19 protein-coding genes and 1 tRNA gene are annotated in these 14,264 nt (G+C 69.4%); 15 read left to right on the forward strand and 5 right to left on the reverse strand.

The annotated features are described in order from the left end of the window. Positions 1-6: 6 nt before the first annotated feature. Positions 7-519: an MmpS family transport accessory protein gene (locus tag J7E96_RS18210; RefSeq protein ID WP_215132699.1), complete on the reverse strand. Its 513-nt coding sequence runs from the start codon at positions 517-519 to the stop codon at positions 7-9. 162 nt (positions 520-681) lie between these two features. Between J7E96_RS18210 and J7E96_RS18215 the strand changes: the two genes are divergently transcribed. The 3 genes from J7E96_RS18215 to J7E96_RS18225 all read left to right on the forward strand — a co-directional run bounded on the left by J7E96_RS18215 (position 682) and on the right by J7E96_RS18225 (position 2,567). Continuing rightward, positions 682-1,272: an HhH-GPD-type base excision DNA repair protein gene (locus J7E96_RS18215; protein WP_215132700.1), complete on the forward strand. Its 591-nt coding sequence runs from the start codon at positions 682-684 to the stop codon at positions 1,270-1,272. 225 nt (positions 1,273-1,497) lie between these two features. Next, positions 1,498-1,800, forward strand: a complete 303-nt coding sequence (locus J7E96_RS18220; RefSeq protein WP_215132701.1) for a type II toxin-antitoxin system VapB family antitoxin — start codon at positions 1,498-1,500, stop codon at positions 1,798-1,800. A gap of 119 nt (positions 1,801-1,919) precedes the next feature. Continuing rightward, complete coding sequence (locus tag J7E96_RS18225) at positions 1,920-2,567, forward strand: LytR C-terminal domain-containing protein (RefSeq protein ID WP_215132702.1); 648 nt, start codon at positions 1,920-1,922, stop codon at positions 2,565-2,567. Positions 2,568-2,603: 36 nt separating this feature from the next. Here the strand turns inward: J7E96_RS18225 and upp are convergent, their stop codons facing one another. Next, a complete protein-coding gene (gene upp, locus J7E96_RS18230) occupies positions 2,604-3,239 on the reverse strand; it encodes a uracil phosphoribosyltransferase (protein ID WP_215132703.1) in 636 nt (211 codons plus the stop codon). A 105-nt stretch (positions 3,240-3,344) separates the two neighbouring features. Between upp and J7E96_RS18235 the strand changes: the two genes are divergently transcribed. The 9 genes from J7E96_RS18235 (at position 3,345) to J7E96_RS18275 (ending at position 8,606) form a co-directional block, all read left to right on the forward strand. Further along, a complete protein-coding gene (locus J7E96_RS18235; RefSeq protein ID WP_215132704.1) occupies positions 3,345-3,560 on the forward strand; it encodes a hypothetical protein in 216 nt (71 codons plus the stop codon). A 196-nt stretch (positions 3,561-3,756) separates the two neighbouring features. Further along, positions 3,757-4,305, forward strand: a complete 549-nt coding sequence (locus tag J7E96_RS18240) for a hypothetical protein (protein ID WP_215132705.1) — start codon at positions 3,757-3,759, stop codon at positions 4,303-4,305. 71 nt (positions 4,306-4,376) lie between these two features. Further along, positions 4,377-4,805 (forward strand): tRNA adenosine(34) deaminase TadA, encoded by a 429-nt coding sequence (tadA, locus tag J7E96_RS18245; protein ID WP_215132867.1) that lies wholly within the window; start codon positions 4,377-4,379, stop codon positions 4,803-4,805. Positions 4,806-4,851: 46 nt separating this feature from the next. Beyond that, a tRNA-Ser gene (locus J7E96_RS18250) sits at positions 4,852-4,938 on the forward strand. Positions 4,939-5,032: 94 nt separating this feature from the next. Then, the gene (locus J7E96_RS18255; RefSeq protein WP_215132706.1) at positions 5,033-5,197 is read left to right on the forward strand and encodes a hypothetical protein; all 165 of its coding nucleotides are present in this window, start codon (positions 5,033-5,035) and stop codon (positions 5,195-5,197) included. A 43-nt stretch (positions 5,198-5,240) separates the two neighbouring features. Further along, entirely contained in the window at positions 5,241-5,534 is a 294-nt protein-coding gene (locus J7E96_RS18260) for a Dabb family protein (protein ID WP_215132707.1), read from the forward strand. A 181-nt stretch (positions 5,535-5,715) separates the two neighbouring features. Next, entirely contained in the window at positions 5,716-6,576 is an 861-nt protein-coding gene (locus J7E96_RS18265) for an RNA polymerase sigma factor SigF (RefSeq protein WP_215132868.1), read from the forward strand. A gap of 221 nt (positions 6,577-6,797) precedes the next feature. Further along, the gene (locus J7E96_RS18270) at positions 6,798-7,664 is read left to right on the forward strand and encodes an RNA polymerase sigma factor SigF (RefSeq protein WP_215132708.1); all 867 of its coding nucleotides are present in this window, start codon (positions 6,798-6,800) and stop codon (positions 7,662-7,664) included. Positions 7,665-7,733: 69 nt separating this feature from the next. Beyond that, positions 7,734-8,606: a hypothetical protein gene (locus tag J7E96_RS18275; RefSeq protein WP_215132709.1), complete on the forward strand. Its 873-nt coding sequence runs from the start codon at positions 7,734-7,736 to the stop codon at positions 8,604-8,606. Between the two features lie 15 nt (positions 8,607-8,621). Here J7E96_RS18275 and J7E96_RS18280 read toward each other — a convergent pair whose 3' ends face one another. Further along, positions 8,622-8,837 (reverse strand): hypothetical protein, encoded by a 216-nt coding sequence (locus J7E96_RS18280; RefSeq protein WP_214974126.1) that lies wholly within the window; start codon positions 8,835-8,837, stop codon positions 8,622-8,624. Positions 8,838-9,049: 212 nt separating this feature from the next. Between J7E96_RS18280 and J7E96_RS18285 the strand changes: the two genes are divergently transcribed. The 3 genes from J7E96_RS18285 (at position 9,050) to J7E96_RS18295 (ending at position 12,955) form a co-directional block, all read left to right on the forward strand. After that, positions 9,050-9,586 (forward strand): MarR family transcriptional regulator, encoded by a 537-nt coding sequence (locus J7E96_RS18285; RefSeq protein WP_215132710.1) that lies wholly within the window; start codon positions 9,050-9,052, stop codon positions 9,584-9,586. A gap of 14 nt (positions 9,587-9,600) precedes the next feature. Next, positions 9,601-12,021: an MFS transporter gene (locus J7E96_RS18290; protein WP_215132711.1), complete on the forward strand. Its 2,421-nt coding sequence runs from the start codon at positions 9,601-9,603 to the stop codon at positions 12,019-12,021. Between the two features lie 115 nt (positions 12,022-12,136). Beyond that, entirely contained in the window at positions 12,137-12,955 is an 819-nt protein-coding gene (locus J7E96_RS18295) for a YceI family protein (RefSeq protein WP_215132712.1), read from the forward strand. A gap of 233 nt (positions 12,956-13,188) precedes the next feature. Here J7E96_RS18295 and J7E96_RS18300 read toward each other — a convergent pair whose 3' ends face one another. Together J7E96_RS18300 and J7E96_RS18305 are read right to left on the reverse strand one after the other, a co-directional pair. Next, positions 13,189-13,950, reverse strand: coding sequence for a TetR/AcrR family transcriptional regulator (locus J7E96_RS18300; protein WP_215132713.1), 762 nt, complete (start codon positions 13,948-13,950; stop codon positions 13,189-13,191). A gap of 82 nt (positions 13,951-14,032) precedes the next feature. Next, positions 14,033-14,263: a hypothetical protein gene (locus J7E96_RS18305; protein WP_285439482.1), complete on the reverse strand. Its 231-nt coding sequence runs from the start codon at positions 14,261-14,263 to the stop codon at positions 14,033-14,035. Between the last annotated feature and the right edge of the window lies 1 nt (position 14,264).

The following is a 14,264-nucleotide window of genomic DNA, read 5'->3' on the forward strand; positions in this document are numbered from 1 at the left end:
GCCGGGTCAGAAATCGTCACACGTCGCGGTGGCGAACCTTCCGGTGGCGGTGGCCGTCTGCGGCTCGCCGCCGTCCACCGTGACGGAGCAGGTGGCGGTGCCGCCGGAGGACCCGGTGGTGACGGTCAGGGAGCCGCCCTTGGCGAAGCCACTGGTGTCGACTTCCCTGCGCCACGGGAGCCGGGCGTCGGACACGGTGTCGGACGAGGCGTTCCCGTCCCTCCAGGTCGTGTAGGCGATGGTGACGCCCTTGGCGTCACCGGTCACGACGTACTTCACGGTCACGGTCCGGTCCGACTCGTCGTCGACCACCGTGGCGACGGTGGCGATGACGGCGATGCAGCCGCCGGCGAAGAGAAACAGCAGGCCGAGGAGGACCCAGGGCCAGACCCGGCGCTTCTTCTCGGGCGGCGGCGGGGAGGCGGACCAGCCGGGCGGGGGGAGGTCGCCGGGCGGTGGGGGTGGCGCGTCGGACATGGGCGCGTCCTTCCTTCTGGCCTGGTTGGTCGCCTCGACCACTCCTCGATCACTCCTCGATCATTGGCCGGGTCGGGCCCGTACGCCCACGGGCTTGGGCCGGCGGGATGGCGAGACGAAACGTCTTGCGTATGCGGAGAGGCTTTTGCGACGGGTACGCCGACGAGGTGTGCGAAGCCGGCGCGTTTGCGTGATCATCGAGGGATGAGCCCCGAAATCCGCCTCGCCCAGCAACCGGAAGCCGACGAACTGCTCGGCCGCAGCCCGCTAGCCGACCTGATCGGCATGCTGCTCGACCAGCAGATCCCCATGGAGTGGGCGTTCGCGGGCCCGTACACGATCGCCCAGCGGATGGGCGCCGACGACCTCGACGCGCACGAGATCGCCGCGTACGACCCGGAGGCCTTCGCCGAGCTCCTGTCGGCCAAGCCGGCCGTGCACCGTTACCCGGGGTCGATGGCCAAGCGGGTGCAGCAGCTGTGTCAGTACCTGGTGGACGAGTACGACGGTGACACGACCGCGATCTGGCGCGATGTCGCCACCGGCAAGGAACTGCTGGCCCGGCTGAACGCGCTGCCCGGCTTCGGCAAGCAGAAGTCCCAGATCTTCCTGGCCCTGCTGGGCAAGCAGCTCGGCGTACGCCCCCAGGGGTGGCGGGAGGCGGCGGGGTCGTACGGCGACGAGGGCTCGTACCGGTCGGCGGCGGACATCAGGGGGCCCGAGTCGCTGGCGAAGGTGCGGGCGTTCAAGCAGCAGACGAAGGCCGCGGCGAAGAAGAAGCCCCCGGCGAAGTAGGGCACTCTCGCGCCGGCGCCGCCCGGGTCAACGGCTGCTCGGGGGCGTACTCCGAATGAGGGGAACTCCTCGCCCGCAATCGGCGCGGACCGGCCGCTCGAGGACCCGGCATCACCGGAAGATCCGCCTCCGCTCGCGCTTTACTCCCGTTCTGGCGCCGAATAAGACCTTTGCACCCCGGCCTCATGGCTGCGCCCGGACCCCCTCGCCCGGTAGGCTTTCCGTGTGATCTTCAAGCGCATCGGAAACGGCCGGCCGTATCCCGACCACGGCCGGGAAAGCACCCGGCAGTGGGCGGATGTCGCGCCGCGCCCGGTCCGCCTCGATCAGCTGGTGACCACCAAGGGTCAGCTGGACCTCGAGACACTGCTGGCCGAGGACTCGACGTTCTACGGCGACCTCTTCGCCCACGTCGTGAAGTGGCAGGGCGACCTCTACCTGGAGGACGGACTGCACCGCGCGGTCCGAGCCGCGCTCCAGCAGCGCCAGGTGCTGCACGCGCGCGTCCTCGAACTCGACGGCACGTGACGCGCTCGGGACTCCCGAGCCGCCCGAACGGACGTCTCATTGCGCCTTATGGGTTGGCCTGACCCGATGTCATTGATCATTTAGTAGGCATCATCACTGAGGCGCACTACGCTGCGCCCATGAGCATGCTGACACCCCCCGGCATGGGCGGAAAGTACCGCATTACGGGCGACAAGTACCCGCGTATGCGACGCCCCCGGAACCGGCGCAGGGCCATCCTCGCGGTGGTGGCCTCCATCGTGGCCCTCGGCCTCGCCGGCTGGGGGACACTGCAGCTCATCGATATCTTCACGGGCGGCGGCGGGAAGAAGACCTCGGCCGCCGGACGCGCGCGGGGCTGCGACAAGCTGAAGGCGAAGGCCGCCGCACCCTCCGCACCGGCGCGCGACGCGGCCCTGCCCAAGCCGCGCACCATCAAGGTCAACGTCTACAACGCGACCAAGCGCGGCGGCCTCGCCAAGGAAACCGCCGACGAGCTGAAGAAGCGCGGCTTCACCATCGGCAAGGTCGGCAACGCGCCGCCGGAGTACGACAAGAAGGTCAAGGGCGCCGGGATACTGCTGGGCGCGCCCAAGGCGGCCTCCGGCATCCTGCCCGTACTCGGTACGCAGCTCAAGGGCGCCGTACACAAGGCCGACACGCGCAAAGGCGCCGACGTGGACCTGATCCTGGGCACGGCCTTCAAGACGCTGACCACGAAGAAGGACGCGGACAAGGCCCTGGCCGCTCTGGCCAGGCCCGCGCCCGCGCCCTCCGGGAAGTGCTGAGAACGCTGCGAGAACGGTTGGGCGTACGAACAGCGGCTAGCCGGCGGTCCCGTACATCCGGTCACCCGCGTCGCCGAGGCCCGGCACGATGTAGCCGTGCTCGTTGAGCCGCTCGTCGACCGAGGCCGTGACCACGGTGACCGGCGCGCCGGCCAGCTCGCGCTCCATGAGCTCGACGCCCTCGGGCGCCGCGAGCAGCACGACCGCCGTGACATCGTCCGCGCCGCGCTTGATCAGCTCACGGATCGCCGCGACCAGCGTGCCGCCGGTGGCCAGCATCGGGTCGAGGACGTACACCTGGCGGCCGGAGAGGTCCTCCGGCATCCGGGTCGCGTACGTCTCCGCCTGGAGCGTGTCCTCGTTGCGGATCATGCCGAGGAAGCCCACCTCTGCGGTCGGCAGCAGCCGCACCATGCCGTCGAGCATGCCGAGACCGGCCCGCAGGATCGGTACGACGAGGGGGCGCGGGTGGGACAGTTTCACGCCCGTCGTCGACGTCACGGGGGTATGGATGTCGACCTGTTCGGTGCGCACGTCCCTGGTGGCCTCGTACGCGAGCAGGGTGACCAGCTCGTCGGCGAGGCGCCGGAAGGTCGGGGAGTCGGTGCGCTTGTCGCGCAGCGTGGTGAGTTTGTGCGCCACCAACGGGTGGTCGACGACGTGGATCCGCATGCCGTCAACAGTAGCCGGGCATGTGGGGCGCCCGCGCTGGCATCAACACGCCGGCCGGAGGGAAGGTGGGGTGGGGACAGACGCGGGCTTGGGGTGGTGGGGCCGATGCCGGACGGGGACCAGGAGCAGGATCAGGAACAGGAAGCCGGACAAGAACAGGAACAGCAGGAAAACATGGGTCTGGTCGACCGCAGGCGGCGGCGCGCCCAGTTCCTGCGCGAGTTGCACGAGGCGAAGGCGCTGCGCGAACGGGTACAGCCACGCCGGGCCCGAGCGGCCCGGATGCGGCAGCAGATGCGGATGCGTACCTTCCGCTGGTAGGGCCTATCTCGCAGAACTGGTACACGACGCAAGAGCGGAAGACCTCTCGCGGAGCGATTGTTTCTGCCACGATTCCGAGTGGGCGGGGCTCGGAGCTGCGAAACGGTTTCTCCCCAACCTCAGCAACAACCTGAGCGACACCCTCCGGCCGGGAGGAACTCCAACCGGCACTTCTCAAGACAGTGGGAGAGTCACGGTGTACATCGCCGCACTGCTCGCGCGCACCGAAGACGGGTGGAAAGCGAGCGACACGGAGCTCGACGACGTGGAAACCCTGTCCGACCTGACCGATCTGGCCCGCGAGGCCACGGTCGACGACGACACGGTGATCGTCTTCATCGAGCAGGAAGACGCATGGTTCGGCCTCGTCCGGGTGGACGGCGAGGAGGACCCTCGTATCTATGTCTCGGACGCGGCCGCGGCCGCTCGTTCCTCGTACGGGGAGATCCTGCTCACCGACGAACTGCTCGGCCGGGACCCCGAGGACCCGGATGCCCTGGAAGACCTCGTCGACCTCGACGGCACCGAGGACGGGGAACCGGAAGACGCACTCAACGACGAGAACGACGAGGAGGAGCTCACGGCGGACGACGGCGGCGTCGTACCGGCGGGTCCGCTCGGGGAGACGGGGATCCTGGCGGACCTCGGCCTGTCCGAGAAGGAGCTGCTGGCGCTGAGCACGGACGCACTTGCCGAGATCGCCGACGCGCTGGGCGCCGCCGACGTACTGGAGACCGTCCAGTAGTGAGCCCGGCAGCGACAGAAGAAGAACCGGAACCGGAACCCGATCCGGTACGGGACCGGTGGCGGGCGCCCATGCGCCTGGCCATGGACGAGGCGGCGCGGGCGGCGGAGGCCGGCGACGTGCCGGTCGGCGCCGTCCTGCTGGGCCCCGACGGCTCGCTGCTCTCGGCGGGCCACAACGAGCGTGAGGCGACGGGTGACCCGACGGCGCACGCCGAGGTGCTGGCCGTCCGCAGGGCGGCGCTCAAGCTCGGCGAGTGGCGGCTGACGGGCTGCACGCTCGTCGTCACGCTGGAGCCGTGCACGATGTGCGCGGGTGCGCTCGTACAGTCGCGGGTGGACCGGGTCGTCTTCGGGGCGCTCGACGAGAAGGCGGGCGCCGCGGGTTCGCTCTGGGACGTCGTACGGGACCGGCGGCTGAACCACCGGCCCGAGGTCATCCAGGGCGTACTCGAAAGGGAGTGCTCGGCGCAGCTGACAGCCTTCTTCCGGGACCGCTGAAGAACCGATTTCGGAGCACGGCCCGGCGTGGGCTAAGCTCTCTCTCGGTAGCGTGTCCGAGCGGCCTAAGGAGCACGCCTCGAAAGCGTGTGAGGGGGCAACTCCTCCGTGGGTTCAAATCCCACCGCTACCGCTCAGAACGGAAGCCCCGACTCCCCGAGTCGGGGCTTTCGTGTTGTGCGGTTAGACTCACGCGACTCACGGGACCGGCAGGGGAGGCCGCACAGATGGTGCAAACGAAGAAGATCGCGCTGTACATGCTCGTGGTCTTCGTGCTGTACACGATCATCACGGACCCCGACAGGTCGGCCGATCTCGTCCAGATAGGGTTCGAGGGCGTGGCCAGCGCAGCACAGGGCGTCGGTGACTTCATGTCCGCGCTAATCAGGTAAGCGGACGCCCTCCGCACCGAAGTCCGTATCGAAGGAGTGCCCCTTGATCCGCCATCTGGTCCTCTTCAAGCTCAACGAGGGTGTCGAGCGGGACGAGCCGCGCGTCGTCGCCGGTGTGAAGGCCTTCGAAGCGCTCGACGGGGTCGTTCCCGAGCTGGAGTTCTGGGAATGCGCCTGGAACATCACCGACCGGCCCATCGCGTACGACTTCGCCATCAACTCGGCGGTCCAGGACCGCGATGCGCTGAAGCGGTACATCGAGCACCCGGCCCACCAGGCGGCCGCCGGACAGTGGCGTGAATTCGCCACGTGGGTGATCGCCGACTACGAGTTCTGAGCCCCCGCGTCAGCAGGCCCCGCACCAGTCCGGTGCGGGGTTTTTGTATGTTTACGCCCCAACTTGCCCCTCAACACGGAGTTATGCGGTGCTTGCACACAGTGCACATGTCTTGTGATGCTATGACCGCTTTTGACGGATGAGTTGACCTTGGTTGACCGAGAAGAGGGGTGGCGTGACCGTGCCGGCCAGTACAGCGCCTCAAGCTCCGCCCCAGCAGCTTCAGCCGCTCCCGCCCGAGACCGCCCCGGAACCCCCGGCGGGCGGCACCCCCAAGAGCCGCGGCGCGGACACCAGGGCACTCACGCAGGTGCTGTTCGGGGAGCTGAAGGGGCTGGACCCGGGGACACCCGAGCACAACCGCGTGCGCGGAGCGCTCATCGAGGCGAACCTGCCGCTGGTGCGGTACGCCGCCGCCCGGTTCCGCAGCCGCAACGAGCCGATGGAGGACGTCGTACAGGTCGGCACGATCGGGCTGATCAACGCGATCGACCGGTTCGACCCGGACCGCGGCGTGCAGTTCCCGACCTTCGCGATGCCGACCGTCGTGGGCGAGATCAAGCGGTACTTCCGCGACAACGTCAGGACCGTCCACGTACCCCGGCGGCTGCACGAGCTGTGGGTGCAGGTCAGCGGGGCCACCGAGGACCTCACGACGGCCCACGGGCGCTCCCCCACGACCGCCGAGATCGCGGAGCGCCTGCGGATCTCCGAGGACGAGGTACTGGCCTGTATCGAGGCGGGGCGCTCGTACCACGCGACCTCACTGGAGGCTGCCCAGGAAGGTGACGGGCTGCCGGGGCTGCTCGACCGGCTCGGGTACGAGGACCCGGCACTGGCCGGCGTCGAGCATCGCGACCTCGTACGGCATCTGCTCGTACAGCTGCCCGAGCGCGAACAACGGATCCTGCTGCTCCGGTATTACAACAACCTGACACAGTCCCAGATCAGCGCCGAACTGGGCGTCTCGCAGATGCATGTGTCAAGGCTTCTGGCGAGAAGCTTCGCCCGCCTTCGATCCGCAAATCGAATCGAGGCGTAACCAGATCGTGTAGTACCCGCCGAATGGCCGAAAAGCCGCACACCCCCCTTTTCCTGCGCAGATTTGTCGACTTGGCGCTACAGCGTGTTGCCGACATGTGACATTCTGCTGGAACCGCGTTTGCCGCAGCTCCGCCGCCGGTATTCAGGTGGAGGCTGCTTCCTCCGACGGGAGCGCCCGACGCTACCGTCAGCGACCTCAGTGCTTGAAAGGGGGCCGGCATGTCCGCAGATCAGGGCAGCTCGAAGGTGCTCACGAAGGAAATGCCCGCCGTGCTCGACCAGGTGACGGCTCCTCCGCCGCCGCTCGTCGCGTCACAGCCGGAAGTAATCGACACCCGCACTCTGTCCCGCTCGCTCTTCCTGCGGCTTGCCGCCCTGGACAAGGACAGCCCTGACCGTACGTACGTACGGGACACGCTCATCGAACTCAACCTCCCTCTGGTGCGTTACGCCGCGGCTCGGTTCCGCAGCCGCAACGAGCCGATGGAGGACATCGTCCAGGTCGGCACGATCGGCCTGATCAAGGCGATCGACCGTTTCGACTGCGAACGGGGCGTGGAATTCCCGACGTTCGCGATGCCGACGGTCGTGGGCGAGATCAAGCGCTTTTTCCGCGACACCAGTTGGTCGGTACGGGTCCCGCGCCGCCTCCAGGAGCTGCGGCTCGCGCTGACGAAGGCCAGCGACGACCTCGCGCAGAAGCTCGACCGTTCGCCGACCGTTCCCGAACTCGCTGCGGTGCTCGGGGTGTCGGAGGAGGACGTCGTCGACGGGCTGGCGGTGGGCAACGCCTACACGGCCAGTTCGCTGGACTCGCCCTCTCCCGAGGACGACGGCGGCGAGGGTTCGCTGGCGGACCGGCTCGGATACGAGGACACGGCGCTGGAAGGCGTCGAGTACCGCGAATCGCTGAAGCCGCTGCTGGCCAAACTGCCGCCGCGTGAACGCCAGATCATCATGCTGCGGTTCTTCGCCAACATGACCCAGTCCCAGATCGGCGAAGAGGTCGGCATCTCCCAGATGCACGTCTCGCGCCTGCTGACGCGCACGCTCTCGCAGCTGAGGGAAGGCCTCATCGCCGACTGACGCTGGACCCTGAACCTGAACACCTGCTGGACCCTTCCTAATTGACGGTGCGTCAGACACACTGGCGCGATGCGACGTCATGGTCTGACACACGGCCGCCGAGGCGCTGCGACGAGCGCCGCGACGGTTGTGCTGTGTCTGGGCGGGGTGCTGGCCGCGTGCGGCGGCGGGAGCGGCGACGACGACGGGTACGTGGCGGTCGGCACGGCGGGCTCGGGGCCGGAGCGGGGGCCGGGACGGGCCGTACCGCCGGAGGGCAAGGTCGAGTTGGTACCGCTCGACGGGGACAGTGCGCGGGGTGGTGGTGATGGTGATGGTGGTGACGGGCGCGGGTCCCCGTCTCCATCCTCGCCCTCCGCCTCGTCCTCGTCCTCGTCCTCGGCGCCGGAAAGTGGCGCCGACGAGCACGACAGAGGTACGCCCGGCGCCGGCGGCGAGGAGCCGTCCGGCGACGGCGGCAGCCCGGGCTCGACGGACGCGCCCGGCGTGCCTGGCGACGGCAGCGACAGTGGCGGCGGCGGCGGCGGCGATAACGGCACCAATGGCGGCAGCGATGGCGGTACGTCGACAAAGCCACCGGTGACCGGAACGCCCGGAACGCCCGGGGCGCCGAGTTCACCGGCGCCGCCCGCGGGGCCCGCCGTACTCAAGCTCGGTGACCCTGTGCTCGCGGCCGGCGAGAAGCGGTGGTGCGAGAAGGTGACCGTACCGTTCAGCAACACCGGGGAATCAGCGGTCCGTTCGGGCACCGTGACCTTCGCGACGCACATCATCGGCGCTCTCGGCGTCGACTGGGACACCAGGATGTCGACCCAGCCGCTGCCCGGGCCGATCGCCGCGGGCGCGGCCGTGAAGAAGACGTACACCGTGTGCGTGGACGCCTGGCGGGTGCCGCTGGGTATGCGTATCGAGACCCAGAAGGTCACCGCCGACTGGCAGTGATCGTTTACAACGTGATCAGCCGAGCGCGAGCCAGGCGACCGCCGCGAGGATCGCGACGACGGCTACGACGCCGATGATCAGGCCGGTCTTGGGTCCGCCCGACGCGGCGGCCGCGGCCGGCTGCTGCCGCTGCGGTTCGCCGTCGTCTACGAAGGCGCGGAACATCTGGGTGCTGCCTGCCGGGTCGTGCTGACCCTCGGGGCCCTGCGGAGCGTGGGGGTTGTGTGCCATGGGGCACGACCCTAGCGAAGTGGGCCCGCTCCGCACACCCCCGGACCCTCCGATGCGTGTGATCTGCGGCTTTACCGGCCGTGCGGACGCCCTTGACCCGCCGCGCACGGAGCCTTTTGGGTTCCTTTACCCCCACAGGCCCGAATTAGTTTGCCTGAAGCAACCAACTACTTCTATGGTTGCCCTAAGCAACAAGACGTTCGGAGGTGCCCGTGGCCGCACAGAGCCAGTTCGAGGAACTGGCCCGGCAACTCAGCGCCATAGGTGCCGTGAAGCGCGATCTCGCACGCGTCCTGCCCGCGCACTGCCCGGCCGGATCGGCCGCCGTACTCACCCTCCTCGACCGGCACGGCGAGATGCGGATGAGCCGGCTCGCCGAACTCCTCGCGGTCGACATGTCGGTAACCAGCCGGCACGTGGCGCATGTGGCGGAGGGTGGCTGGATCGACCGGGCCCCCGACCCGTGCGACAAGCGTTCACGCATCCTGCGGCTCAACCCGGCGGGCCGGGCGCTCCTGGAGGAACTCTCCGAGCGCTACACCCAGACGCTCGCCGGCGCCCTCGACGACTGGTCCGACGACGAGGTCGGACAGCTCAACACGATGCTGGCCCGCCTGCGCAGCAGTTTTGACGGCCGGGGGTCCGGGGGTCGCCCCCCGGCAAAGCACAGCGGAGACTGCCGGGCGCGGGCCCCGCACCACTTCGAGCACGACTCAGCGATACCCGCGACACCCGCAACACCCGCGTAAAGCAAAGGAATTCAATGGCTACGACCACACCGGCCGGTGTGCGGGGCGGCCACGCCAAGCAGGGGTCCCCCCACCACTCCCCCTCCGACGGCGGCGCGCCGATGACTCACCGGCAGATCATGGAGGCCCTCACCGTTCTTCTGCTCGGCATGTTCGTCGCGATGCTGTCGTCGACGATCGTGTCCAACGCCCTCCCGGAGATCATCCGGGACCTGGACGGCACCCAGAGCGCGTACACCTGGGTCGTCACCGCCGCCCTCCTCTCCATGACCGTGACCACGCCCCTCTGGGGCAAGCTGGCGGACCTCTTCAGCAAGAAGCTGCTGGTCCAGATAGCCCTGGTCATCTTCGTCATCGGCTCGGCGCTCGCAGGCATTTCTCAGAACACCGGCACGCTCATCGCCTTCCGCGTGCTCCAGGGCATCGGTACCGGCGGTCTGGTCGCGCTCTCGCAGATCGTGATCGCCGCGATGATCCCGCCGCGTGAGCGCGGCCGGTACGCCGGTTACATCGGCGCGACGTTCGCCGTCGCCACGGTCGGCGGGCCGCTGCTCGGCGGTGTCATCACCGACACCGACTGGCTGGGCTGGCGCTGGTGCTTCTACGTCGGCGTACCCTTCGCGGCCATCGCCCTCGTACTCCTCCAGAAGACCCTCAAGCTCCCGGTCGTACGCCGCAAGGTGAAGATCGACTGGCTCGGCGCCTTCTTCCTGGCCGCCTCCGTCTCCCTGCTGATGATCTGGGTGACCCTGGCGGGCGACAACTACGACTGGATCTCGTGGCAGACGTACGCCATGGTCGGCGGCTCGGTCGTGCTCGGGCTCATCTTCATCCTCGTCGAGACGAAGGCCGCGGAGCCCCTGATTCCGCTGCGCTTCTTCCGTAACCGCACGATCGCCCTCACGTCCTTCGCGAGTCTTTTCGTCGGTGTCGCGATGTTCGGCTCGACCGTCTTCCTCAGCCAGTACTTCCAGCTGGCGCGGGACAAGTCGCCGACGATGTCCGGCGTCATGACGATCCCGATGATCGCGGGCCTCTTCATCTCCTCCACGGTCTCCGGCCAGATCATCACTAAGACCGGCCGTTGGAAGGGCTTCCTGGTCGGCGGCGGTGTCGGCCTGGTCGCGGGCCTCGGCCTGCTCAGCACCATCACGTACGACACCGAGTACTGGCAGGTCGCCGTCTACATGGCGGTCCTCGGCCTCGGCCTCGGCATGATGATGCAGAACCTGGTCCTGGCCTCGCAGAACCAGGTGGAGCCCGCCGAGCTCGGCGCGGCCAGCTCACTCGTCACCTTCACCCGCTCCCTCGGTGGCGCGGTCGGCGTCTCCGCGCTCGGCGCGGTGCTCTCCAGCCGCATCACGCATTACGTCGAGGACGGCCTGGCCGCGCTCCACATCAAGCCGGGCGCGGCGGGCTCCGGCGACACCATCCCGGACATGGACGCGCTGCCGAAGCCGGTCAGGACCGTCATGGAGAGCGCGTACGGCGACGGGGTCGCCGACCTCTTCCTGTACGCCGCGCCCATCGCGCTGATCGGTCTCGTGCTGGTGCTGTTCGTGAAGGAGGTCGCTTTGAAGTCGTCCAACGACGATGCGGCGCCGGCCGCTGTGGAAACGCCGCAGCCCGTGTCCGCCACCGAGGCCGTCGCCACCCCCGCCCCGCCCGTGACGGGCCGGACCCTGCACGGCACGGTCCGTACCGCCGAGGGAGCAGCCGTGCCGCGGGCCGCGGTCACGCTGATCTCCCTGGCCGGGCGGCAGCTCGGCCGCGCGGTCGCGCAGGAGGGCCGTTACGCGCTGGACGCCCCGGCAGCCGGTTCGTACGTCCTGATCGCCTCCGCCGACGGCTTCCAGCCGCAGGCCTCCACGGTGGTCGTGGGTGACGAGCCCGTCGCGTACGACATCCTCCTGTCCGGTACGAGCGGCCTCACCGGAACCGTGCGCGCCGCCGACGGCGGCCTGCCGGTGGAGGACGCGATGGTGATCGTGACGGACGTGCGCGGCGATGTGCTGGCCACGGGCAAGTCCGCCGCACAGGGCGAGTTCGTCTTCGGCGAGCTGATCCCGGGCACGGTGACGGTCGCGGTGAACGCGGCCGGATTCCGGCCGATGGCGCTGCCGGTGGAGATCGGCGGCCAGGGCGTCACCCGTATCGAGGTCGCGCTCCAGGCCGGTGCGCTGGTCCAGGGCACGGTACGCGGCGGCGCAGGCCGGCGTCCGCTGGCCGACGCCCGGGTGACGCTGATGGACGCGGCCGGGAACGTGGTCGCCACCTCCACCACCGGGGACGACGGGGCGTACGCCTTCGCCGACCTCGACTCGGGCGAGTACACGGTCGTCGCGACCGGCTACCCGCCGGTGGCCGGAGCGCTCACGGTCACGGGCCGGGGCGTCGACGGCCACGACATCGAACTCGCCCACCCGGGCGAGTAATCCGTCTTGCGGCCGGTGTGGAAACGGGCCCCGGTGGCGGAGCCGGCAGGCAGGGGACGCCTGCCGGCCCCGGCCCCGGGGCCCTCGTAATGCGTTGGCAAGGAGAGAGAACGGGATGGGACTTCGCGCACAGGTACGGACCCGGGACGGCTGGGCCGTGCAGCACGCGGTGATGACCGTGACCGACATGACGGGCACGCAGGTGATCCGGGCGGCTGCGGATGAGGAGGGTTCGGTAAGGACCGATGCTCCCTTGTCACCCGGTCCTTACACGGTGATCGTCACGGCGGCCGGTTACACCCCGGCGGCGTCCACGGCGTTCGTCACGGCGACCGGACGGGCGGAGGCCGGCACGGTCGTCCTGGCCCGCCAGGGCGGCGTGGAACTCCCGCCGCCGGGCATCTGGACGCTCGACCCTGCGCACTCCTCGGTGGCGGCGGTCGCCCAGCATCTGGGGATCTCCAGCGTGCACGGCCGGTTCCTGGAATTCGGCGGGCGGATCGAGATCGCGGAGGATCTTGAGAAGTCGCGGGTGGAGGCGGTGATCGGTGCGGCGAGCATCGACACGGGGAACGGGATGCGGGACGGGCATTTGAAGTCGCCGGACTTCTTGGATGTGGAGCGCTTTCCGGAGATCAGGTACAGCAGTACGGGCGTTGTCCCGGCGGGGCCGGACCGGTGGACGGTGCGGGGTGAGCTGTCGCTGCACGGGGTCGCTCGTGAGGTCGACCTGGACCTCAGCTACCTGGGGACCGGGCCGGATCCGTGGGGCGGCGTACGGGCGGCCTTCCGGGCGACGGCGGAGCTGCGGCGGGACGACTTCGCCATGAACTACAACCAGGTCGTTCAGGCGGGGATCTCGGCGATCGGGGCGACGCTGCGGGTTGAGCTGGACGTTCAGGCGGTGCGGGGGAAGCGGTTGCCGGGTGTGTAGCCCCTGGCCGGCGTCGCGGTCCGGCGGCGGGCGGGCCGCTGCGCGGGGCCTTTTCCCCGACCCGTCCCTTCCCGAACTGGGGCGCTGCCCCAGACCTCGCTCCTCAAGCGCCGGAGGGGCTGGATTTGCCGGGCAGTGGCTGGCTTTGCGGCCCTGGCCGCAATAACCAGCCCGTCCGGCGCTTGAGGACACGCCCGAAGGGCGGAAAAGCCCCGCAGGGCAGCGGGCACCCACTACCCCGCGCGGGAGGCCATCGCCTCGATGCCCGCGATCAGTGTCTCCAGCGCGAAATCGAAGTCCCGCTCGCGCATCTCCGCCACCGTGTCCCCGCCCCGCGCCTCCATCAGATCCTTCGCGCTCTCGAACGTCTCACGGAGCTCCGGTGCGCTGGCGAATGTCCCCATCGCCTGCCTGAAGAACTCGTCCTGGCTCATGCCGGCCGACGCGCACCGCTGCACGAAGTGGCCCTCGATCGTCCCGAATCCGTACACGAACTGAAAGACCGCGGACAGGCCCCCCATCTGCCCGTGCGGCGGCAGCCCGGTCGCGCGCATCACGTCCTGCACGGCCCGCGAGAACGCCAGCGAGTTCGGCCCGATGTTCAGGAACGTACCGATCAGCGGCGACACCCAGACGTGCCGGACCAGCAACTGCCGGTAGCTGGTGGCCAGTGCGCGCAGCCGGTCGCGCCAGTCGTCGGTCTCCGCCGGAGGCGTGATCTCGCTGAAGACGGAGTCCAGGGCCAATTCCAGCAGGTCGTCCTTGGTGTCGACGTACCAGTAGACGGACATGGCGGTCACGTTCAGCTCGGCGGCGAGCCGGCGCATGGAGAACTTCGCGAGCCCCTCCGCATCGAGGAGCCGCACCGACACCGCCGTGATCCGGTCCCGGTCGAGCCCGGCCGGCTGTTCGGCCTTGCGGGTGCGTGATGTCTTTCCCTCCAGCCAGACGCTGTTCCGAGCTGGATTCTTGACGCGGTCGGCCGCGGACACCATGGGCGCACACTCCTCGTTCTCCCGGCGGGGCGGGGGCGGGCCGCGGACCGGAATGTTCCGGTCCGCTCTCCCGCTCCCGATGCTATGCCGCTGCTGCTGCTCCGGATGAGTCTGCCCGCTCCGCCCGCCGCAACAGCACCGCGGCCAGCAGTCCGCCCGCGAGAACCGCGACCGCGCCCACCAGTTGGCTGGTCTCGACCCCGGAGGCGAAGGCGTCCGCGATACGGTCCAGCTCGCCCGCGTCGCCGGCCGCCGCCAGCGCCGCCGGCAGCGAGGCCGTACCGACAGCGGCAGAACGCGTGCGCGGGGACACC

It is taken from the genome of Streptomyces sp. ISL-96 (assembly GCF_018614035.1).
Taxonomy (GTDB): domain Bacteria; phylum Actinomycetota; class Actinomycetes; order Streptomycetales; family Streptomycetaceae; genus Streptomyces.